This is a genomic window from Micromonospora sp. B9E7, assembly GCF_039871815.1.
In the GTDB taxonomy this organism is placed as follows: Bacteria; Actinomycetota; Actinomycetes; order Mycobacteriales; family Micromonosporaceae; genus Micromonospora.
In genome coordinates this window covers 103,029-125,098 of the sequence record NZ_JBDPLX010000005.1, presented here as the reverse complement: position 1 = coordinate 125,098, position 22,070 = coordinate 103,029, and the positions used below count along the sequence as shown (strand labels likewise).

14 protein-coding genes are annotated in these 22,070 nt (G+C 66.0%); 8 read left to right on the top strand and 6 right to left on the bottom strand.

The annotated features are described in order from the left end of the window. Positions 1 to 3 precede the first annotated feature (3 nt). Positions 4 to 2,982 carry a BTAD domain-containing putative transcriptional regulator gene (locus ABGB10_RS09810; RefSeq protein WP_347660561.1) on the bottom strand — a complete coding sequence of 993 codons (2,979 nt, stop codon included), beginning with the start codon at positions 2,980 to 2,982 and terminating at the stop codon, positions 4 to 6. A gap of 326 nt (positions 2,983 to 3,308) precedes the next feature. Here ABGB10_RS09810 and ABGB10_RS09805 point away from each other — a divergent pair, with 326 nt between their 5' ends. Together ABGB10_RS09805 and ABGB10_RS09800 are read left to right on the top strand one after the other, a co-directional pair. Continuing rightward, positions 3,309 to 4,586 (top strand): MFS transporter, encoded by a 1,278-nt coding sequence (locus ABGB10_RS09805; RefSeq protein WP_347660560.1) that lies wholly within the window; start codon positions 3,309 to 3,311, stop codon positions 4,584 to 4,586. A 624-nt stretch (positions 4,587 to 5,210) separates the two neighbouring features. Then, positions 5,211 to 7,268: a glycogen debranching N-terminal domain-containing protein gene (locus tag ABGB10_RS09800; RefSeq protein WP_347660559.1), complete on the top strand. Its 2,058-nt coding sequence runs from the start codon at positions 5,211 to 5,213 to the stop codon at positions 7,266 to 7,268. Positions 7,269 to 7,443: 175 nt separating this feature from the next. On the opposite strand, the gene ABGB10_RS09795 is transcribed toward ABGB10_RS09800, so the two are convergent. Further along, on the bottom strand, positions 7,444 to 8,109 hold the full coding sequence (locus tag ABGB10_RS09795) for a tetratricopeptide repeat protein (protein ID WP_347660558.1): 666 nt from the start codon (positions 8,107 to 8,109) through the stop codon (positions 7,444 to 7,446). A gap of 342 nt (positions 8,110 to 8,451) precedes the next feature. On the opposite strand from ABGB10_RS09795, the gene ABGB10_RS09790 reads away from it, so the two are divergent. Then, positions 8,452 to 10,275 carry a fatty acyl-AMP ligase gene (locus tag ABGB10_RS09790; RefSeq protein WP_347660557.1) on the top strand — a complete coding sequence of 608 codons (1,824 nt, stop codon included), beginning with the start codon at positions 8,452 to 8,454 and terminating at the stop codon, positions 10,273 to 10,275. Positions 10,276 to 10,525: 250 nt separating this feature from the next. Next, positions 10,526 to 10,942 (top strand): AMP-binding protein, encoded by a 417-nt coding sequence (locus ABGB10_RS09785; RefSeq protein ID WP_347660556.1) that lies wholly within the window; start codon positions 10,526 to 10,528, stop codon positions 10,940 to 10,942. A 705-nt stretch (positions 10,943 to 11,647) separates the two neighbouring features. Here the strand turns inward: ABGB10_RS09785 and lanKC are convergent. Further along, positions 11,648 to 14,305 (bottom strand): class III lanthionine synthetase LanKC, encoded by a 2,658-nt coding sequence (gene lanKC / locus ABGB10_RS09780; RefSeq protein WP_347660555.1) that lies wholly within the window; start codon positions 14,303 to 14,305, stop codon positions 11,648 to 11,650. Between the two features lie 622 nt (positions 14,306 to 14,927). Here lanKC and ABGB10_RS09775 point away from each other — a divergent pair. From ABGB10_RS09775 to ABGB10_RS09765, 3 genes are all read left to right on the top strand, one after another. After that, positions 14,928 to 15,101: a hypothetical protein gene (locus tag ABGB10_RS09775; protein WP_347660554.1), complete on the top strand. Its 174-nt coding sequence runs from the start codon at positions 14,928 to 14,930 to the stop codon at positions 15,099 to 15,101. A 274-nt stretch (positions 15,102 to 15,375) separates the two neighbouring features. Then, on the top strand, positions 15,376 to 16,068 hold the full coding sequence (locus tag ABGB10_RS09770; protein WP_347660553.1) for a type 1 glutamine amidotransferase domain-containing protein: 693 nt from the start codon (positions 15,376 to 15,378) through the stop codon (positions 16,066 to 16,068). A 533-nt stretch (positions 16,069 to 16,601) separates the two neighbouring features. Then, positions 16,602 to 17,282 (top strand): SDR family oxidoreductase, encoded by a 681-nt coding sequence (locus ABGB10_RS09765; RefSeq protein WP_347660552.1) that lies wholly within the window; start codon positions 16,602 to 16,604, stop codon positions 17,280 to 17,282. A gap of 295 nt (positions 17,283 to 17,577) precedes the next feature. On the opposite strand, the gene ABGB10_RS09760 is transcribed toward ABGB10_RS09765, so the two are convergent. Continuing rightward, positions 17,578 to 18,516, bottom strand: a complete 939-nt coding sequence (locus tag ABGB10_RS09760) for a LysR family transcriptional regulator (protein ID WP_347660551.1) — start codon at positions 18,514 to 18,516, stop codon at positions 17,578 to 17,580. Positions 18,517 to 18,547: 31 nt separating this feature from the next. Continuing rightward, a complete protein-coding gene (locus tag ABGB10_RS09755) occupies positions 18,548 to 18,919 on the bottom strand; it encodes a hypothetical protein (RefSeq protein ID WP_347660550.1) in 372 nt (123 codons plus the stop codon). Positions 18,920 to 19,493: 574 nt separating this feature from the next. Here ABGB10_RS09755 and ABGB10_RS09750 point away from each other — a divergent pair. Then, positions 19,494 to 20,324 (top strand): AfsR/SARP family transcriptional regulator, encoded by an 831-nt coding sequence (locus ABGB10_RS09750; protein ID WP_347660549.1) that lies wholly within the window; start codon positions 19,494 to 19,496, stop codon positions 20,322 to 20,324. A 391-nt stretch (positions 20,325 to 20,715) separates the two neighbouring features. Here ABGB10_RS09750 and ABGB10_RS09745 read toward each other — a convergent pair whose 3' ends face one another. After that, positions 20,716 to 22,050 (bottom strand): ammonium transporter, encoded by a 1,335-nt coding sequence (locus ABGB10_RS09745; protein WP_347660548.1) that lies wholly within the window; start codon positions 22,048 to 22,050, stop codon positions 20,716 to 20,718. Positions 22,051 to 22,070: the final 20 nt, after the last annotated feature.

Below are 22,070 nucleotides of genomic sequence, written 5' to 3'. Positions count from 1 at the left end.
AAGCTACCGCTGGGGGTCCTGGGATCGCGGGTAGAACTCGGTGACATGTTGCAGCCTGTCGCCCACGTCGCAAACCTTGTCGCGCATGGTCCGGGTTCCGCCGTTCTGCATCGAGTGCATGGCGTCGCAGGCGTTCCGCCATTCCTGGCAGGCGCCCGGCACGTCGTCGAGATCCAGCCGCGCTTCACAGAGCAGGATCGACGCCTGGAAGACGCGGATGCGGTTCTGCGCCTCGACGGCCGCCTCGACCGCCTGCGCAAGCTGCTCCACAGCCTGGTGCGGACGGCCCATCTCACCAAGACACTCGGCGATGCAGATGCGGATGTCGGCCTCGTCTGTCTTCCACTCGGCGATGGCGTTGCGAGCGAGCGCGTCTGCCAGGCAGGACATGCCCTCGTCGAGCGCGCCGAGCCGGACGAGCGAGCGTCCCCGGGCCGCCGAGGACCAGATCTCACCCTGCTCGACGCCGGCCGTCCGGTACAGAACCAACGCCTTGTCGGTCTCCTCGAGCGCACGTTCGTGCTGGCCGAGCTCACTGTGGATCCGGTGCAAGCTCGTATGGACCATTGCCTGTTCCGCGAGCATGCCGTGCTCCGCGAAGATCTTTTGGGCCCGCGAGAGCAGGTCGAGGGCCTCCTCGTTGGCGGCGAAGTAGTAGCAGGAGTCGGCCAGGCTCCGCATGGCCCGTGCAGCGCCGATCCGATCCCCCCGCTCGTGGGCGGACGCCAGTGCCAGCCGCATCACGTCCTGCCAGTCGTGGAATCGCCCGCTGCGCTGCAACCACGGCTGCATGGCGAGGGCCAGCTGCCACGGGACGACGCCGAACGCGCCATCGGTGGCGAGCCGTACCGCTTCGGGTAACACGTCGCAGTGGTTCTCGAACCATCGCATCGCGTCGCCGTAGCTGGTGGGCCGCTCCACGACGACACCGGCCGGCGCCGGCGACGGGGCGACCATCGATCCCTGCGGCGCCAGCACGATCGCCGCGTGGTAACTGCTGTGCAAATAATGCTGCAGCAGCCGGCTGGTCGCCGCATCCCGGTCCGACGCGGACTCCTCCTGCAGAAACAGCTCCTGCGCGTACGCCTTGACCAGAACGTGCGACGTGAACCGGCCCTTGTCGTCCTCGTCCAGCAATGCCGCGTCGGCGAGTTCCCGCAATGCGGCGTGCGCGACCCGCGGCGGACTTTCCGACAGGCTGGCGAACGCTTCGGCCGAGATGCCCGGCGCCATGGCCGCGGAGGACAGCCGGAAGAGACGGGCGGCCTGCGGGTTGAGCTGGCGGTACGACCAGGCGAACGCGTTTCGGGGGTCGCGCACGCCCTGGCTGCCGGAGAAGGCCGCCAGCCGCTGCGTGCCGTCGCGGAGCTCCGCAGCCACGGTCGCGAGGGAAAGCCGCGGCCGAGCGCTCAGTCGCCCAGCCAGGATCGCCAACGCCAGCGGCAGGCGACCGCACAACTCGATGATCTCGTCCAGGATTCCGGCCGGCGCGGCAGTTTCCGGAGCGAGACGGTTCGGCGCACGGTCGAGCCGGCGCCGGACCAGCCTGCGGGCGGTCTCCATGTCCGGAGGGTCGAGGTGCAGCAGGTGGGCTCCGTCGAGGGCGGCAAGCTCGACAAGCGGATTGCGGCTCGTCACGAGGACCAGGCTCTCCGTCGAGTTCGGCAGCAGCGGGCGTACCTGCGCCGAGTCCCGTGCGTTGTCAAGGAGCACCAGGACACGCTTGCCGGCGGTGAGGCTGCGGTAGATGCCGACGCGCGCCGCGAGCGTCTCCGGAACGCTGGACACGTGGACACCCTGAGAGGACAACAGCGACCCCAGGGCATCTGCGGCGGACGCGCTCCCGACCTCGGCCTGGTCACCGCGCAGGTCCAGGTACAGCTGGCCGTCGGTGAATTCGCCGGCAACCAGGTGGGCGAAGTGCGCGGCCAGCGTGGACTTGCCGACCCCGCCCATCCCGTCAAGAGCGACGATCAGCGGACCGGTCCGTCGGGTGTCGCCCAGGTCGTCGCGCAGACCGCCGAGAGCCGCGAGTTCGTCGGTGCGGCCGACAAAGGTGGGTAGGTCGGGTGGTAGTTGCGCCGGCCGCACCAGCGGCATCGGTGTGAACCGATCGAATGCCTGCGTCTCGTCGCCGTCGGCCCCGTTCACCACCGCCGACGTCGGCGTCTGGCTCAGCACCCGGCGGTGCGCGGCCCGAAGGGCCTCGCCGGGATCGATGCCCAGGTCCTCGACGAGGCGGATGCGTGCCGTCCGGAATACCTCCAGTGCCTCGGCCTGGTGGCCGGCCGCGCCCAGGGCGGAGATCAGGCTCGCCTGGACGGGTTCGTGCAGCGGCGCCATCGAGGCGGCCAGCCGCAGGGGTTGCAGCACCCGCTCCGGACGGCCCAGCGATACCGCCAGCTCGGCGGCGGCCACGCACACATCGAAGAACTCCCGGTCGAGCCCAGAGAAGATCGACATCGCGGAGGTCCCGGAGGCGTACGTGTCGCCCGCTGGCCCGCGCCAGAGCCCCAGTGCCTCGACGTAACGGTCCAGTGCCTCGTCCCGGTGTCGCAGGGCGAGACCAGCCCTGGCGGCGCTGGCGAGCTCACGGAAACTGACCAGGTCCAGCATGCCAGGGGCGGGAGCGAACAGGTAACCGTCGCCGTGGCGCCGTAGGTACGAGCCGGTCGCCCGCAGCGGGAGCGCGGGTTCCATCAGTCGCCGTAGCGCGCCGACGTACTTGTGGATGACGTTGGGGGCGCTGGACGGAGCGTCTTCGCCCCAGACGAGTTCGATCAGCTCGCTCGTGCTGATCGGCCGCCCTGCCCGAGCCAGCAGCAGGGCCAGCAGGTAGCACTGCTGCCGGGGCCCGGCGTCGACCTCGACGCCGTCGCGCCAGAGCCGCAAGGGCCCCAGGATCTCCAAGTGCAGCGTGCCGCCGGCCGGACCTCGTGCGTCGTCGGCGCGGACGGCTAGGACACCGGCCGGGTTCGACAATTCAATCTCCTGCTGTTGTTCCGGGTGACCCGCAAGGGGGGCGGGACTGCGGCTAACGGATCACGGACATCTCGTCGCCGGCGGTGCCGCCAAGTCTACGTCCGCCTCGCTGACCAGCCCTTTCGTCGCCAGGGAAGCAGACAGCCGTCGGCCTGGGGGCGGACCAGGGCGGAAACCTCGCGAATGTGATGAGGCGACAACGACGACGCCCATGTCGCCCGAGGCGCTTGGCCCACTGGACGCTCGGTGGACCGGAACCCAGAGGCCGTCAACAGGCCGTCGCCAGTATGTGCCCGGAAACGTAACTCCCAGCAAGGACGGGCACCATGACTGCGTCAGGTAGCAGAAACCTGCTCGCCCCGGCTCAAGCCGGATTGCACAGCAAGGCGTACGAATCCCAGTGCGCCGCGGAAGAGAACCGGCACACCGCGACGTCGGGTCGCGGACGCGGACTGACCCTGTTCGCATTGACCCTGGGCACCTTCGCCATCGGCACCGGCGAGTTCGGCAGCAACGGAATCATCCAACTCTTCGCCTCCGACATGGGCGCGTCCATCCCGGTCGCGACGTACGCGATCAGCGCCTACGCGTTCGGCGTCATGATCGGCTCACCAGCGATCACCCTCCTCGCGGCCCGCGCCAACCGCCGCACCCTTCTGCTCGGCCTGATCGCGCTCTTCCTGGTCGGTAACGTGCTCTCGGCGCTGGCCCCCACCATCGCGACCCTCGTCGTCTTCCGGTTCATCACGGGAAGCGTGCAGGGTGCGTTCTTCGGCGCCGGGGCGGTCGTGGCCGCCTACGTCTACGGTCCCGGAAAGGGCGGGAAGGCCTTCGCCACCGTGATGGGCGGTCTGACCGTGGCCACCATCATCGGGTCACCGCTCGGCACCTTCGTGGGACAGCACTTCGGATGGCGCACGACCTACTGGACCGTGGTCGGCGTGGGTCTGCTGGCCGGCGCGGCGCTGCTGGCGTGGCTGCCCCGCACCGACGACCTGCGCGGCAGTTCCGTGGCCCGCGAACTCGGCGCCCTGCGGCGGCTCAACGTCTGGCTCATGGTCGCGGTCGCGGCGCTCGGAATCTCGAGCATCTTCGCCGTCTACACGTTCATCGGGCCGTTCGTCACCGACGCGGCGCGGGAGCGCCCGTCGCTCATCCCCGTCGCCCTCGCCGTCTTCGGCCTCGGCATGGCCGTCGGTAACTACTACGGGGGCCGGGCCGCCGACCGGCACGGCAGCCGCCCGCTGATCTACGGCTTCAGCTACGTGCTGGTGGTGCTCGTGGCGATCGGCCTCGCCGGCAGCAACATCCTGATTCTCCTGCCGGCACTGTTCGGCGTCGGAGCGAGCATGATGTTCGCCATCCCCACGATCCAGGTGCGGCTGACCGGGTTCGCGCCCGACGCGCCCACCCTCATGGGCGCCCTCAACCTGGCCGCCCTCAACCTCGCCAACTCGCTCGGCGCGATCGGTGGCGCCGTCACCCTCGGCGTCGGGTGGGGGACCCTTTCCACCGTGTGGGCGGGATTCGCCCTCACCACCGCGGGCCTGATCCTCTACCTCACCACCGTGGGGCGGAGCAGGTCAGCTGTCACATCCGCCTGACGGTCGTGCCGGTGGGCGGCACCGAGGCCGACCGTCCACCGGCGCCGTCCACGTGGCGATCACGGCTGTGGATCACCAGCAGCGAGGGTGCACCGGCTTGATCCTCGGCTCACGGTGACCACGAGGCCTCGCGGTGCGGGTGCCCCGGAAGGCGGAGTGGACCACGACGTCGACGCTCGGCGCGTGAACTCCCGCATGATGTGGGCGAACCGCTCCGCCTCTTCCAGGTAGGCGAAGTGGCCGCTGTTCTCGAACACCGCGAGTGCGGCGTCGGGGATGCCCGATCGCAGGAGCCAGGGACACCTTGCCCGCCCACACAGTGTGGCGGCTCTCAGACGTACGACTCATGGCGTTGCCGATTTCCAGTTCAGTTCCCGTCCACAGCCGGAGCGGTCAGCACATTGCTCTCGGCGACGCTGCCCTGGTCGTTCGGGCCGGCTGGGGCGATCCGTCGATTTCGTGACGAGGCCAAATTCCCGAGTCCTAGACTGCTGAGCAGGCGCGGCGGCGCCGTTCGTCGCCGGGGGCGAGGGGATGGGTGCCATGCAGTCTCGGTCGACACCGTCCGGACCCCGATCCGAGAACCGACGCGACACGACGACCGCCGGTGGGGCCAACCGCGAGATGCCGCCCGAATTGGGGTCGGACGCGGTCGGCGTATTCGAAGGCCGAACCTTCATGTTGTCCAATTCGGGCGGGGACGTACTGGCGGACTCCATCGGTGGTCTGGTGCACGACGACACCCGCTACCTCAGCCGGTGGGAGTTGACCATCGACGGGGCCGCTCCACTGGTGCTCAGCGCGAGCACCGTCGATGCGTACTCGGCGGCGTTCTTTCTCGCCAACGCGGAGATCCGGGGCCTGAAGGCGAACCGGGTCGGTGTGCGGCGGGAACGGTTCGTCGGAGACGGCATGTGCGAGCGAATCACGGTGCAGTACTTCGGCGTCGAACCGATCTCCATGCGCCTGCGGCTGGACGTCGGCGCCGACTTTGCCGATCTCTTCGAGATCAAGAGGTCGGGTCCGAGCAGGCTGCCCGACATCCGACGTACCCATCAGCCGGACGGGTCCGCCCTGCGCTTCTCGTACCAGAAAGCGCGGTGGTCGGCGGTCTCCAGCGTCGAGGCCGAGCCGCATGCAGACCGGGTCGAGGGGGATTCCCTGGTCTGGGACCTGGACCTGACGCGTGGCCAGACCTGGAGTTGCGAGCTGCGGGTGCTGCTGAACTGCCAGGGTTCGGACTACCAGCCGGTCAACCGCACCTTCGGCGAAGCCCACGATCCCGGCGCGGACGACCCGGCATGGCGATGGAGGGCGAACAAGCCGCACCTCAGTGCGGACTCGGAGTTGTTGAGCAACGTATACCACAAGTCGGCCACCGACCTGGTGTCGATGCGAATAGCGAAGGACATCCGCGGTGAGCGGGTCGTCCTGCTCGCGGCCGGCATGCCCTGGTTCCTGACAATATTCGGGCGGGACACGCTGATCACCGCGTACCAGAGCATTACGTGCGGCCCGGACGTCGCCCGGGGGGCGCTCGTCACCCTGGCCGCGCATCAGGGCAGCGTCGTCGACAACTTCAGCGACGAGGAACCTGGAAAGATACTCCACGAGTTCCGGTCGGGCGAGCTGACCCAGCTCGGCATCAAGCCGTACGGCCCCTGTTTCGGGTCCGCTGACACCACCCAGCTGTGGCTTATCCTGCTCTCCGAGTACTGGCGGTGGACGGGCGACGACGCGTTGGTCCAGCGGTTGCGGCCCAACGCCGAGGCGGCTCTGCGGTGGATCGACGACTTCGGGGACCGCGACGGTGACGGTTACGTCGAGTACGGCACGCGCTCGCACGACGGCATGCGTAACCAGTGCTGGCGAGATTCGCCGGACGGCGTGCAGTTCGCCGACAGCACGCTGCCGACACTGCCGGTCGCGACCTGCGAGATCCAGGGTTACACCTACGACGCCAAAATCCGCGCCGCGGAACTCGCCGACGGGCCATGGGCCGACCCCGCTTTGGCCCGACGGCTGCGTGCCGAAGCAGCCGATCTGCGAAAGCGGTTCAACCGTGACTACTGGCTGCCGACGCGGGGCGGTTACTACGCGATCGGCCTCGACGCCGAGAAGCGTCCGATCGACTCGATCACCTCGAACATGGGCCACCTGCTCTGGAGCGGAATCGTCCCGCCCGACCGCGCCGAGGCGGTGGCCCGGCAGTTGATGTCCGACGAGATGTTCTCCGGCTGGGGCGTCCGGACCCTGTCCACCGAGGACCTGGGGTACAACCCCATCGGCTACCACCTCGGCACCGTGTGGCCGCACGACAACTCGATCATCGCCGCTGGGCTCGCCCGCTACGGCTACCGCGATGAGGCGAACCGCATCGCGATGGCGATGCTGGAGGCGGCCGCCCACTTCGAATACCGCCTGCCCGAGGCGTTCTCCGGGTACGACCGCTCGCTCGGCCGGCGACCCGTGCCCTACCCGACCGCCTGCAATCCCCAGGCCTGGGCCAGTGGGGCGCCCCTGCTGTTCCTGCGTACGATGCTCGGGCTCGACGTCAGCGACGGGACCGTCGCCACCGATCCGCGCATCCCCGAGGGGCTGGGGAGCATCCGGCTGACCGGTGTCACCGTGCACAACGCGCGACAGACCGTCGAGGCCACCGGCTCGCGCTCCACCGGATGAACCACCGGGTGCGCCAGCGCCGCCGTACCCGGACGCTGCTCGTGACCGACCATCACCTCGCGGAGGCGACGAGCGATCCCCGAAACCGGAGGCGGCCTGCCCACGATGGGTGGGGACGGGTGGATAACGCGGAGTCTCCTCGATCGGGAACTACCCTGCCCGGCGGACCCTGCGGTCAGGGGTGCTCCTCGTCGAGCGCCGTACGCGCATCGAGGTGCTTACCCCGGGCGCGCTCCAGGGCGTATGCGTTCACGCCGAGCGCCTTCACCCCAGCGGTACGCACGGCGGTGAGGTCGGCAGCGTCGTCGGGGTCCGGTATCTGGCCGAGCGCTGCGAACGCGGCCTCCGCGACGCCGCTCAGGCGAGCCGCGCGGGCGTGGTCGCCCTCGGCCGAGGCGAGCGCGGCACCCGCCACGCAGACGTACGGCACGAAGTCGGCCCAGCCGTTCCGAAAGACCCGCTCGCGGCTTTCGGCCATCAGCCTCTTCGCCACGTCGAGGTTGCCCAGCCCCAACTCGCAGAGGGCGAGATTGTGCGTTTCCGAGGTGACCATCCTGGGCTGGTTCAGAGCCTCGTTGAGGGCAATGCTGTCCTGGTAGAGCACCCGGGCACGGCTGAGGTCGCCGGACATGCGGGCCACGGCGGCCAACACGTGCCTCGGTCGTTCCTCGAGGCTTCGGTCGCGGGAGCGCAGCGCGACGTCCAGGGCCTCGCGGGCGCGGGCCTCTCCGCCGCGCAGGTCACCGCCGCGGAGGGCGACCCGGGCGAGGCTGTACCGGGCCTCCACCTCGCCGGCCGGGTCGCCAGCCGCCTGGGCGCGCTCGACCTCGGCCCCGCTCATGCGTACCACGGCATCGGTCTCACCGCGTCGGAAGGCCGAACGGACATTCTCACTGAAACTCATCGACGTTTCCTCATATTCGCCAATCGCCGTTCGGCAGGTCAGCGCAGCCGTAAACGGCTCTTCCCGACGTGCGCGGTACCGACGTAACGCCGATTCCGGCGAGCGCTTCGGACGTGTCTGCGCTGACTGGTGCCCCACCGGCCCGCGCACATCCCAAGAACGGTAGTCCGACCGACTTGACAGGCTCTTACTCGCATGCACCGGTGCTGCTCCACACACATTCGACCCGCACGCTTTCGTCAGGACCAGGTCGGACTACGGAAGGCGGGAGTTATAGGAATGTGGATAGAGGCCGTGCGCGCGTCAAGTCGTGATCCATTGCCCCCCGATACCGTCGAGGCGAAAACCGAGAGCATCGGGAATTCCGGAGTCCTGCCGTCGTCGAATTGGAGTCGGGATGAGACCTTCGGATCCTGGCCAGCTATCGAGGGGGAGTGCATGCAGGGGGATCTGGTAAGTCTTGCCCAGCTTCTGGGGCGGAACGCGAACGAGCATGGTGACCGGCCGGCCGTGCGCGTTGGTGGGCACATGCTCACCTGGGCCGAGGTGGACCAGCGGGCGCGCGCCGTGGCCGGACTGCTCGGTAGATCCGTCGCCCCGGGGGATCGCGTCGTGCTGTCGTTCCCGACCGACGTGGATTTCCTGCCGGCTCTGTTCGGCTGCTGGTACGCCGGAGCGGTGGCGGTGCCGGTGCCCCCCGGCCGGGTGGGTGAACGCACTGCGGCACATGCGCAGGCGTCGATGATCGTCACCGTCGAGGAACTCGCCGAAGCGTTCCCGGGCCGATGCGTCACGGTCGGCCAGGCGATGGAGGCCAGCCTCGCACCGGAACCGGCTGCCCACGAGGTGGCGGTGCTCCAGTACACGTCGGGTTCCACCGGTTCACCCAAGGGTGTGCTGGTGAGCCACCGCAACTACTTCGAAAATTTGCGCATGCTCGACGAGTTCACCCGGTCGATCGCGCCGCCGATCCGTGATCTGCAAATGGTCTGCTGGTTGCCGCACTTCCACGACATGGGCCTGGCGCTGCTGATGTTCACCGTGCTACGGGCCGGGACGGCAACCCTGATCCCACCGATGAGCTTCGTGAAGGATCCCGGCGTGTGGCTGCGCACGATCGGTGAGGTCGGCGGCAACCTCACGGGTGCGCCCAACTTCGCCTTCGATCTTTGTGTGCAGCGGGTGCCCGCCAGCGAGACGGCCGGGCTCGACCTCAGCTCGATGCGAGTCGTGCTCAACGCTGCCGAGCCCGTGCGGCCGGACACCGTGGAACGGTTCGCCGAGCACTTCGGCCCGGCCGGTTTCCGTAGGGAGGCGATGGCGCCGTGTTTCGGACTGGCCGAGGGCACGGTGTTTGTCAGCGGGGTGCGGGACGGCGACATGCCCCGGACGGTCCGCTTCGACCGTGAGTCCCTGCAGACCGGGGTCGCCGTCGAGGAACCCGTGGCGGGCTGGCCGATGATCGGCTGCGGTCAGCGGCCCGAGGGGCTCACGGTGCGGATTGTCGACCCGAAGACACTGGTCGATTGCGGGCCGGGCGTGCTCGGGGAGATCTGGGTACACGGCCCCAGCGTTGCCTGCGGCTACTGGCAACGTGACGACAATTCCGCCGTTTTCGAGGCTCGGGTGGCTGGCATCGACGAGCAGCCGTACCTGCGCACCGGCGATCGCGGCTTCCTCTGGAAGGGTGAACTGTTCGTCACCGGCCGGCTCGCCGACCTGATCGAGATCGACGGCTGGCTGCTGCATCCCGAGGACGTCGAGCACACCGTCGAACGCAGCTCCCCGACGCTGCACGGGCGGCGGTGCGCCGTGTTGCCGTACGGGAAGAGCGGCGACCGCCTTGTCGTCGCCGCGGAGGTCCGGCTCCCGCTTCCGCTCGCCGCGCAGCGGCGGGCGGAGCTCGAGTCCGTGATCCGTGAAGCGGTGAAAGCCGAGCACGGCGTCGACGTCGCTGCGATCGTGCTGATGCGCACCGGTGGACTTCCGGTGACCACGAGCGGCAAGGTGCAGCGGGTGAAGGCGCGCGCCCTAATCGCCGAACAGATGCCCGAAACCGGCACCGAGGACGCCGTCCGCCAGGTGAAAGGGCCGATCAGTTGAATTCCGCCCTCGATCCGGCCGCCATGGAACAGGTTCCGCTCTTCTCGCGGGATCTGCCGACGAGTACGTACGTCGTGCTGGAGCAGGCCACCAAGGGCTACGGCGACCGTGACGCGCTGGTCATGCTCAGCGAGAACGGCACCGCGCCGGAAATGTTCACCTACCAGCAGTTGCTTTGCCGGACAACCAGGGTAGCCAATGCGCTGTCCCGGCTCGGGATAGGTCGCGGTGACGCGGTTGCCCTGCTGTCGTGGTCAGCGGCGCCGCCGCGATGCCGCCGACGGTCCGGCAGGCGGTCGAGGCACGCACCGGGGTGCCGATCTGTGACGGGTACGGGCTGACCGAGGCCACCTGCGCGTCGGCGCGCATATTGCCCGGGAACCCGCGGTCTGGGTCGGCCGGGCTGCGGATGCCGTACCAGCAGATCCGGGCGGTGAGTCCGGCCGACGGCAGACCACTGCCGCCCGGGGAGACGGGCGTCAAACCGGCGTTGCGGGCCGATGCGGTCCGTCGGGTGCTCGTGGCCGACATCCCCGGCATCGAGGTGGTGGTCGGGGTCGAGGACGGAACCCCCATGGCGGAGGTCACGGCCGGGAACGAACAGGCAGACCAGGTCCGGGAGTCGCTTGGGCGTTATTCGTTCCGCTGGATATTGCGTATCGCCTGACGGGACGCGAGCATCACGCTGTTCCGTGCGGATCTCTGGCAGAGACGCGGAGTCGGTTACGGCGCTTGCCCGGCGACTGGCCGAATTCGTGGGCACGCACGGCATCCTTTCCGCACCTTCGCGAGCTGGGAACGCCGGTTCGTGCGGGCGGCGAACGGATGATCGGCCAGTCGGATGCCGAGACGGTAGATGATCGAGTTGTGCGGCCAATTGCCGCCGGCGTTGGCAATCCTGGCCGCTGGGGGCGTATCAGGTTCGGGTGGCCAGATGGCTGCGCCGCAAACACCGTCGGATCAACTGGAAAGACCTCCGTCGACGCTACTGCGGCGGCGGCTGGTGGCCCACCACCCCAGGAAGGGGAACTGTTCAACCCGACTACGGTGGCGATCGCCCGCTACCGATATCGAGGATCAGCCATTCCCACTCCTTGGCCAAGCACCTGAGGAGCGCATCCCAGCTGGGGCTTGTGGAGCGCCCGGTGTCGTGAGAGTGGCACGCCGGGTGCGGAAAGCGGCCCGAAAAAACGGACCGGTCGAAAGACCAGCACCGCGTTTCGGGCCGACTTTCACACTCACGTCAGTCGCACATACACGCCTTGATCGCCGCCCTGACCCAGCTGACTGTGATCCAGCTACCCGCCTACGCCCCCGACCTCAATCCCACCGAGGAGTGAACGTGCTTCCCCTAGCGGAAGGCGAAGGGCGCTCATATTCCTGTTCGGGATTGGCTGTCCGCCTCAACCGATCGCCGCGATAGCGCGGCAATCGCGGGCGCCTTGATCGGATGCTCATCATCGCAATCGCCAAGGAAAGGTAGCTGGGGCCCGAGATTAACAGCGAAGTTGACGCTCAGGGCCACGCCGGCGGATCCAGTGGCAAGGTCAGTTGACAAACGCAGCAGTCGCCGCCCAGGGAAGATCAATTCGCCACGATGGTACATAGCGTGCCGAGCGAGCTTGTCCAACTGCATGCGGACCGTGGAGGCGTCCGGTGCTGGATTATCATGCGCCCTGACTCCGAGGTAGTAGATCATACTGGAGCGTCCTTCGAACAGACCCGGGGCATAAACGAAGTCAATCGTGCTAATCTTATCGGCCGAATCCAAAATTCGGCGCAGGTCGGAATCTTCACGGTATTTCAAATATTGGCGGACCACCAAGGCGAGACCCAAGGTGCCCTGCCCGAGGTATGGAAGGAGTCTTCCGTTACCGTCTGGGAGTTGAAGCAGACCATCTTCTTCCTTCGCCATGTCGAGATCCTGGCGTAAGGCGACTCCCGCCACGTCGAGCCACTCTGGGTCAGCGGTAGCCTCGAACATGCGGACGAATAGGAGCGCAGCCCCGGCGGCCCCAGATGTAAGGCCCGGCATCTTCGGAAGGAAAATGCCCGTCTGACTATCTTTCCCTCCGAGTTTAAATGCATCCCGAAGGCGCAGCGATATTTGCTCTGCCCGCGCGAGGAGCTGAGGGTCTTCGTAGGCATTTCCAAGAAACAGCAGATTCAGCGCTATGCCACTCAGGCCACTTGAAAGATCGGCGGTAGCCACGTTGTCCTCAAGTTCTGACGCTCTTTCCAGGACTGCCCGGGCATGATCTTGGTATCCCAAGGCATGCAGAGACCATGCGATCCCATGGAGCCCATCGTAGAAACCGCACAACGGTGACCTAAACTCGGCCACACGGTCGACCAACCATTGGACATGGCGTGGATCGACCTCCTGCCCAATGGCCGACAGTGCAAATAGCGTGCCTGCGGCGCCATGAGAGAGGTCCAAGCCTCCCATACCCTTGAACTGCGCCGCATCGCCCGGGAAGAGCCTATCTCGCCGCTCCGGGGTGGCTGCGGCGAGAATGCCCCTGGCAAGGGAATCCAGCAACTCGCGCCAGTTCGTTTCTGGGTGATCTCGCTCAGGCCAACAAACTGTCGGCAGGCCGGATGGTTCGGCACCGCCAAGGGTGAGGCTTCCGCCCGAAGCGCGCTCAAGCAGCGCCAATGTTTCGCTGGTATAGCCTGCCGGGGTTGGAAAAATAGAGTCGATCGACCTCGAAATGTATTCTGCCTTGGTGTTGTCCAACGATATGAGGACTTGAAGGGGGAGGAATATATGAAGCCGAAGGCATGCCAAAGCGTATAAATCGACTGCGACTCCCTTACGGGCGGCGGGAGAGATGAAGCCCGCCGCACCTAATGGAGGCGGTGACTCATCATCGGCGGAGAAGGACAATTCAAAGTCGACCAAAGCAATAGTACCATCGGGTCGGACCATGATATTCCCGGGATGAAGGTCCGCAAAAACAATGCCGAGCAGATGCAGATGCTCAATGATCGCTGTAACCTGGGCGATGACATCCAGTGCCCAGGTTGTGTATTCCTCGATGTACGTATCGGATGGACCAACACGGGCGAGAGGGTAGCGCCGAGTGATCTCCCAATCCAGATTCTGGCCCTCGATGTACTCTTCGACCAAGAAGTGGTGCTCCCAGCCGAGTCGGTGCTCGTACAACTCCGGCGCCCAGTTCACGCCGGCGATCCGCTGCAAAGTGTCGCGTTCATGCAAAAGCCGCGTTACTGCATCTTGTCCACGCGCGTCCAACCCGGCATATGGTCGAGCCTCTCGGAGCAGTACTCGCCGACCGTTTCGCTCATCCGTTGCCAGGTAAAGCCCGCCGGCATTGGAGATGTGCAGAGCATCCTCTATTTGAAATGGAAAGTCATCCTCGCTATTCGCTTCTCGCAGTTCTGTCTCACTAAGCTCCTGCAGTACAATATCGGGAGGGTTGACCCAGGAGGGCGTCGTGAAAAGGAGGTCTCTCCGATCCGGTACGAGCGCGCCATCCGGTCGACGCATCGCGGGCACCCGGGCTCCGTCTCCGTCATAACAGTAAAGCTCGGTGAAGGCGCCATACCTGATGTAGAGCGGTCCGTTGCCCCAGCGTAGGTCATTTAGAATGTAAGGCCCTGGAATCCCCTGAAGTTCTTCCCCAAGCGTTTCCAGTGCACGCTCCAGTACCGAAACGTCCTTGGGGTATATCGTTATGAACTTACCGCTCGAAGAGCGGGCCGCATATTTTGAGTTTATCAGTCTCGAGACTCTTGCAGATCTTAAGAACTTGAACGGGATAGATTCTTTCTCGCAGTAACTCCATACGATGTCAAGCGCTGCAATGGCTTGGGGCTCCGCAGTGGAAACGTGAATCTTCCAACCCTGTTCAGCGAGGACCTCTTCCTTTGGGGTCAACACGATCCAGGGCCCGTTAGAAGCGCGCTTCCACCCATAGGGGGTAGACCTTAGCGTGGCAGGAAATAGATCATCTTCCTCTTGCGCAGAAAAAGGGTCGTCATAGAACAGCGTTCCCTTTCTCATGTATAGCTCGTGTCGATTTTCCATTTTTTCCTGTTTCAGGCATTGAGGTGACATCAAGGGCGTACTGCAAGGAAGGCCAGAGGACGGTTTTGGGGATGCAAGGGAACGTCTTTGTGCGGAAAAGGCGTGGTGGTGATATCGATGCAACATCGATATCACCACCACAGTCCAGCTGCTAATCAGCCTTCAGGCGAGTCCTGATTGAAATCAACCTCGCCGTCGAGGAATAGCGGCAATGGGATTTGACGAGCCGCTCAGGTCATCGCGGCGATATTCCAGCGTTACCTAGTTCAGGTGCGTGATGCTGCTGATCATGCTGCCAACTTCTGCGCGGATGATCGGCTTCTTGGCCTGCAGAGCAAGGATCTTGGACATGGGACTTCCTTCCAGTCTAGACTTTGGTCTGCCTGCTGTGGGACAGCGAAATCCGCACTCTCCACACAGGAGGATGACCCTTGCCGACAAGGTTAGGCAGACGTACTGGATTTTTACTGAATAGACCTGAAGGACTACCGGATAAATGTGAAGGATTCAGGGTGCGGTCCTGGGTAGCCTGCTGAATTTCCGGGGCGTCATGGTCGAGCAGATCACCCGCCTGATCGAGTAGACCGAGCGGCCGAAGATGAGCGCGCACGTCATCCCAGGCGAGACCAGCATGCACGTCGGGCTGACCGGCTCGTTCATCCTCGCCCGTTCCGCGGAGGGCGGCTGGGTCGGCAACCTCGAGAACCGATGGTCGCGTACCCGATGCTGGGACGTACCGCTGCCCGGCGGCGAGTTCCAGACACCGGGATGATGACCAGGCTGTCGTAGTAGGTCGATCCGATGCCGAGATCGACGATGACTCCCTCTCGTCCAGAGCTTGCACACCGGGCCCTGGGATGGTGTGTGTCGACCGGTCCACTCTGACGAGAAAGAGCTGATTGCTGTGCATGGGCTCGACCTCGAAATTTCGGTCTGCCTGAGCCTGCCACCCGGCCTACCTAAGCTTCCAACTGTTCGGTCTCGGCATCGCCGAGCCACCATCCACGGCGCCTGCCAGCGCACCTCGCGAGAACGAAGGAGTGGATATGACAAAGGTTCTGATCGTCCTGACCTCGCACGACGAACTGGGTGACACTGGACGCAAGACGGGCTTCTGGCTCGAAGAACTGGCCGCGCCCTACTACCGGTTTCGGGACGCAGGGTGGGACGTGACGCTCGCCTCGCCGAAGGGCGGGCGGGCGCCCCTGGACCCGAAGAGCAACGAGCCGAACTTCCAGACCGACCAGACGCGACGGTTCGAGGCCGACGCGGAGGCGGAGGCCCAGCTCGACAAGACGCTGCGGCTGGACTCGGTGTCCGCCGAGGACTACGACACCGTCTTCTACCCGGGCGGCCACGGCCCGCTGTGGGATCTTTCCGAAGACGAGAACTCGATCAAGTTGATCGAGCAGATGACCGAGGCGCGCAAGCCGATCGCCCTGGTGTGCCATGCGCCGGGCGCGCTGCGTCACGCTAAGGCTCCGGACGGGACGCCGTTGGTCGCAGGAAGGCGGGTCGCCGGTTTCACCGACAGTGAGGAGGAGTTCATGGGTCTGACCGAGGTCGTGCCCTTCCTGGTGGAGGACGAACTCGTCGCCAAGGGAGCCGACTTCTCCAAGGCGGGCGACTTCGAGTCGTATGTGGTGACCGATGGGTTGCTCATCACCGGCCAGAATCCAGCCTCCTCGGGACCGGCCGCAGACGAGCTGATCGCGCTGGTCGGACGGACCACCGCATAGCTCTGGCTCCGGATGTGGTCTCCGGTGGGCACCCACCGGAGACCACGTGTCGTCCGGGGGCGGCTCGCGTCGCAACGCCGTACTTGTCGCCGGAGGCATACAGATCCTGGCCCTCCCGGGCGTCCTCCGCCTCGCCGTACCCCGCGAGGTGGGTGAATTGCTCCTCATCGAGGAGCGTTCGATCGCTGTCATCGGTGCCCATGCACGGCATGGCAGGAACTGCCTCTTGACGACGACTTCGGTGAACAATGAGTGGACCCGGCCGCGTCGCGAATCCAGTTTCCTATCACTCCTGCGGCGTACGCTTTCGAGGAATTCCGTGCCGAAGAGGGGAAGAGCCTTGTCAGGGACCCGATGGGGTGACCAGGGCACCGGAGAAATCCTCGCGATTGGCCGGGCGGGTGGTCGCCGTCGGGGTTGGGCGTAGGGGTAAAGGGGCTGGCCGTAGAACACCTCTTCCCACAGAGATCCGTGACATGGGCGGAAGATTGTCCCCAGCGGAGGAAAGCGAGAAGAAGATGAGAATCCTTGTCGTGGGCGCGACCCAGGGCATCGGTCGCGAGTTGGCTGCCGAATACGCCAGGCGGGGCAACGAGGTGATCATCACCGGGCGGTCGGCGGAGCGGGCCGAGGCCGAGGCCGCGCAGTTTGCGGCCGAGACCGGAAGCCGTGTGTCTGGCTTGGGGCTTGACCTGTCCCAGCCGCACTCGGTGGCGGACGCGCTCGGCAAGGTGGAGCGGGTGGACCGACTTGTTGTTGCGGGGATGATTCGAGACAACAATACCGTGGCGTCCTTCGCGGTGCCGGCGGCGGTGACACTGGCGACCACCAAGATCGTCGGTTACGCGGCGGTGGTAGCCGCCCTGCACGACCGACTCGCATCAGACGCCGCTGTGTTGCTGTTCGGTGGCATGGCGAAGGACCGCCCCTATCCAGGCTCCACCGTGCTGTCCACCGTCAACGCCGGCATGGTCGGCCTGGTGCGTACCCTGAGCGTGGAACTCGCCCCGGTGCGGGTCAACTCGGTCCACCCGGGTGCTGTCGTCGACAGCCCCGCATGGGCGGACAAGCGTGCCCTCCTTGAACCCTTGCGCAAGATCTCCCTGACCGGGGAGCTGCCGACCATGCGGCAGATCGTCGAAGGGTGCCTGTTCCTGCTGGAAAACCCGGCTGCCAACGGCGTCAACCTCACCCTCGATGCCGGACGCGCATAGCGCTCATGCGCGAACGAGAGGGCCTCCGTTGACGGCCACTCCACTGGCCGGACGGCGCGCTGGGTGTCGCGGTCGCCCCGAACCGACACGACAGCGGTCGGCATCCTGGGCCGGATGCTGCCTCGCCGCATCGCGCCGACGTTGCGCGCGGACAGCCTGGTCAACGACGGTACGGCGCTGGTGATCTACACGCTCGCGGTAACCTCCTCGCGCTGATGACGCCACCGACCGCGTACCTGATCGCCGAGGCGGCCCCGAGGTGTCCGGCGTCCTCGCGGCCGTGGTCACCGCTCGCTCATGCCCGCTCCGTGAGTGCATCTCGGGAGTTACTGATGGCCGTCTGAGGAAGAAGCATGGCAGCGAACGCGCGCGCCGCGGCATTGGCCCGTTCCGCCACTCTGAGCAGTACCTCCCACTCAAATGGCGGCCCTGCGACCTTGAGCCGGCAAAGTCCTGCGGCTTCGGATTTCTCGGCCACTGACTCCGGTACGGCAGCTATTCCGAAACCCCGCCCCACCAGATCGAGCAGCATGTGCACGTCCCCGACCGAAACCGCGCTGATGCGGTTGCAGCCGGGCCGGGTGGCGAAGGCCTCGTCGAGTACCTCTCGGGCAGCCCACGACGACGCCAGGTCCACGAACCGTTCGGACGCCAACACCTCCCAACTCACCTCGTTCTCGCGCCCTAGTGGGTGGTTGTTCGAGGTTAGGAAGACGAAGGGCTCGCGGCGCAGAACGACACCGGCGCCCGCACGAAGTGTGTCAGCGTTGTCGTCTGGCGGGCTCTGGGCAACCAACGCGACGTCGATCACGTTGGTATGAATCCCCTCAAGCAGGCGGTTTGTCGGCGCCTGTTCGAAGGCCAACTCTGTGCCCGGGTTTCGCTCCGCGAAGATGCTCAACAAATCGGCGAGGTCGACAAGGTTTCCTAGGCACTGCTCCGCACCAATCCGGACGGAGCGGGAAGTACCGTTGCCCGGAACCTGGGCCAACTCGGCCTGCGCGGCGTGGGCGTCCGCAAGCATCCGGCGCGCCCGTGTTAAGAACACGGTGCCGGCCGGCGTGAGTGAGGCGCCGGCCGGCACGCGATCGAACAGGCGAACGCGTAGCTCGCGTTCGAGGGCTCGAATTGACGAGGAGAGCCCTGGCTGCGAGACGTAGGAGCGCTTCGCGGCGCGGGTGAAATTCCCCTCTTCAGCAACTGCGAGGAAAAACTCCAACTGTCGAACGTCCATCCACCCCTCCTTGCGCCATCACTCGGACGTCTCAGCTGCTTGCATGCGGGCGCATGACTTTCTTGCCGTTGATGCGAAGCCCGTAAAGAGTATGAATGCGGCGACGACCAAACGTCGAGGAGGGGTTGAAAGCACCCAGGGTGCTTCCGACAGCACACACCGGTGCGGGAGAAAACCCTGCTGATCGCTGCCGCGTTTGCCGCGTCGGCGCTTGACGCGAGCAGTCGCGGCCGCGCCGCGCGTACTCCCAAATGACGTTGAACAGGATGGCCGACGCCTCGTGGGAGAGCCCGTAGAAGAGGACGGCGGGACGCTGCCCGTGACTAGACTTCAGGGCGCTCGCAAGTACCGCAGATACAAACGGCAGAAACGCGACCTGTAATAGCAGCAGGATGTTGAACAAGACTAGTCGATCCGCGAGGACTCATGATCAAAATCATCGCTTTGCGCCCGGCGCCCTCGCATCAGGTCAGGCCCAGGAGATCGGGCGACGCGGCCTCCGAGTGCAGCGAAGAGGACACCTGCGCATCCTCGTAGGACCACATCCCATCGCGAACCGCCCGATCGTCGGCTATCGGCATCTTCACCCCGCTGAGGCAGAGGTGACCTGTAGGGAGCTTCTTCCCGTAAGCACCCTCCGCAAACACGGTGACCCGAACCTGGTTTTTCCGCCTACACAGAGGTTGGGCGCAGGTCAGGCCGTGCAGGTGTCCGGGCATTGCGCCGTACGACTAGTCCTCAGCGTGGCCCGCGCGAGCGCGTCGTGCAGGGTAGGTTTCTGCGCCGCCAGGATCCGCTGGGCGTCGGGCCACGAACTGGCCTGAAAGGGACACCTCGGCTGTCCGCTCCGCCGCAACAACAATCTCCTATTGGGCGTGCGATCGAACGCCTTCCTAACGTTGACGACGAGGACAGGAGGGAGGGCGACCACCGTGATCGCACCTCTGACGGACGGCAATGGGAAGTGACCAAAACTTGTGAATGATCTGCAATTCAGGGTCCTGGGTCCGTTGCGGCTGTGGCGCGACGGACGGGAGATCGACGCCGGCCCGCGCCAACAGCGCTGTCTGCTGTTGATGCTGCTGATCCAGGAGGGTAGGCCGGTCAGCACATCCGAGTTGGTGCAGCTGCTGTGGGGTGGCGAGCCGCCCGCCAGCGCTGTGAATGTGATCCACAAGTATGTCGCGGCGTTGCGACGGATCTTCGAACCGGACCTGCCCGCGCGGTCCTCGGGTACCCGTCTGCTGCGCCACGGCGACGGATACCGCCTGATCTCCGGCCCTGACAGCCTGGACCTCAGCGCCTTCCGCAGAACCGCCGCCATGGCGCGGGCGGCGCTCGCGGCAGGACGCCTCGTCGAGGCCCATGACCTGTTCCTCGATGCGCTCCGTCATTGGCATGGGTCGCCCGGTGACCGGGTTGGCGACAACGCAACCGCCGCCAGCGCCTTGGCCGCACTGGAAAACGACCTGTTTACGGTCGTGGCGGAGGCCGCCAGGCTCGCACTTCGGCTGAACCGACCGAACAGCATGCTCACGTTCCTGTGGCGAGCGGTGGCGTGCGGCGCCCTCAACGAGCAGGTACACGCTCTGCTGATCCAGAGCCTCGCTGCTGCCGGGCAACAGGCCGAGGCGCTGGCGGTGTTTCAGACGATCCGTGATCGCCTCGTTGGCGAGTTGGGTATCGACCCCGGTGCCGATCTGCAGGCGGCCCACCGGCAGGTGCTGCTTCAAAGCGTTACGGCAGCGGGCAGCGGCGGCGCGAGGGCTTGGCAGGCCGGCCACGACCCGGCCGTCGGGGTGAGCTGACATCTACCCGCCGGCGGCGGGAGCGGTCGGTGATGGCGCTGAACTCGCCGAACGGCAAGTCGAAGACGTCCTACAGGACGAACGCGAGCCCGTCAGGCGGGAGTCAGTCACTTGCTTCGTCCCGGCCGGTCATATCGATTGACCGGCGGGTCCACGCCGGTGACATGCCGGTCCCCACGCGGGTGCACGATTCGAGACGACGACGTGGACTTCCATCGCGCTCGGGCCGCCGCTTCGCGGGGTGGCGGTCGGCCTGTTTCACCCACAGCGTTCGGGGTCGTAGGGACACACTGCGATGAGGGGGTCGGCACACCCTCTCGGCCCGGCCCACGGAGATCCTCGGACAGGTTTCCCGAGGATCTCCGTGGTGACTGACGTTCGATCCCGTCGGTCAGTGCGTGGACGGACCGTTGTACGTACCGCCCGCCCATTGTTGAACAGCCGGGCGATGCGCCTCCTCGTCGGTCGTGCCGAAGGGCGCCTCGTACGCCGTCACCGTGCCGAAGTTGTAGGCGCTTTCGGTGTGCAGGATCTGGTCGACACCGGTGACCTCGTCGGAACGACGCACCCGGAAGCCGATCGTCACATCGATGACCTTTACCAGCAGCCACGACAGCGCCAACGAGTACGCGGCGACGGCGAAGGCACCGATAGCCTGCTTCAACAACTGTCCACCGCCAGCACCGGCGACCAGACCGTCCGTCAGGTCGAACACTCCGATGAGGAGCGTGCCGACGAAACCACCGACGGCGTGGACTCCCACGACATCCAGCGAGTCGTCGTAGCCGAACCGGTCCTTGAGGCTGACGGCCCAGGCACACACGACACCAGCGATAATGCCAATGGCTATCGCGCCCCACGTGTTCACGACCGCGCAGGCCGGGGTGATGGCCACCAGGCCGGCGACCGCTCCCGAGGCAGCGCCCAGCGAGGTGAAGCCGCCCTTGCGGACCCGCTCCCAGACGAGCCAGCCGATCATGCCGGCGCCGGCAGCCACCTGCGTGTTGAGGAAGGCGACGCTGGCGGTGCCGTTCGCGGCGAGGGCTGATCCGGCGTTGAACCCGAACCATCCGAACCAGAGCAGGCCCGAGCCGAGCATCACGAGGGGCAGGCTGTGTGCCCGCATCGACTCCCGCTTGAAGCCGACCCGGTTGCCGAGGACCAGTAGCGCACCGAGGGCGGCCATGCCCGCGTTGATGTGGACTGCCGTGCCGCCAGCGAAGTCCTTGACGCCGAGCTTGAAGATCCAGCCGTCGGACTGCCATACCCAGTGGGCCACCGGGAAATAGACCACGGTCACCCAGAGGGCGACGAACAGCATCCACGCGCCGAACTTGGCGCGGTCAGCGATCGCTCCGCTGATCAGCGCGGGCGTGATGACGGCGAACATCATCTGGAAGACAGCGAAGGCAAGCACCGGAATGCTGCCGGTCAACGTGGTGTCCGAGATTCCGCTCATGCCCACGTTGGACAGGTCACCGAGAAGTCCGTGCCCACCCACGTCCTCGCCGAAGGCGAGCGAGTATCCGTAGGCCACCCAGAGGACGCTGACGATGCCCAGGCTGATGAAGCTCATCAGCAGCATGTTGACCACGCTCTTCACGCGGACCATGCCGCCGTAGAAGAACGCCAGTCCCGGGGTCATCAGCATGACCAGCGCGGCGCTGGTCAGGACGAATGCGGTGTCACCCGCGTCGAAGCCTTCTGGCATCGAGGTGCGCTCCATGTCGTGATCGTCGCCGCATC

Excerpts from the sequence above, each read along its gene's own strand:
- ABGB10_RS09745 (WP_347660548.1), bottom strand. The coding sequence starts at position 22,050 with ATGGAGCGCACCTCGATGCCAGAAGGCTTCGACGCGGGTGACACCGCA.
- lanKC (WP_347660555.1), bottom strand. The coding sequence starts at position 14,305 with ATGAGAAAGGGAACGCTGTTCTATGACGACCCTTTTTCTGCGCAAGAG.
- ABGB10_RS09800 (WP_347660559.1), top strand. The coding sequence starts at position 5,211 with ATGCCGCCCGAATTGGGGTCGGACGCGGTCGGCGTATTCGAAGGCCGA.
- ABGB10_RS09775 (WP_347660554.1), top strand. The coding sequence starts at position 14,928 with ATGAGCGCGCACGTCATCCCAGGCGAGACCAGCATGCACGTCGGGCTG.
- ABGB10_RS09760 (WP_347660551.1), bottom strand. The coding sequence starts at position 18,516 with ATGGACGTTCGACAGTTGGAGTTTTTCCTCGCAGTTGCTGAAGAGGGG.
- ABGB10_RS09770 (WP_347660553.1), top strand. The coding sequence starts at position 15,376 with ATGACAAAGGTTCTGATCGTCCTGACCTCGCACGACGAACTGGGTGAC.
- ABGB10_RS09790 (WP_347660557.1), top strand. The coding sequence starts at position 8,452 with ATGTGGATAGAGGCCGTGCGCGCGTCAAGTCGTGATCCATTGCCCCCC.
- ABGB10_RS09795 (WP_347660558.1), bottom strand. The coding sequence starts at position 8,109 with ATGAGCGGGGCCGAGGTCGAGCGCGCCCAGGCGGCTGGCGACCCGGCC.
- ABGB10_RS09805 (WP_347660560.1), top strand. The coding sequence starts at position 3,309 with ATGACTGCGTCAGGTAGCAGAAACCTGCTCGCCCCGGCTCAAGCCGGA.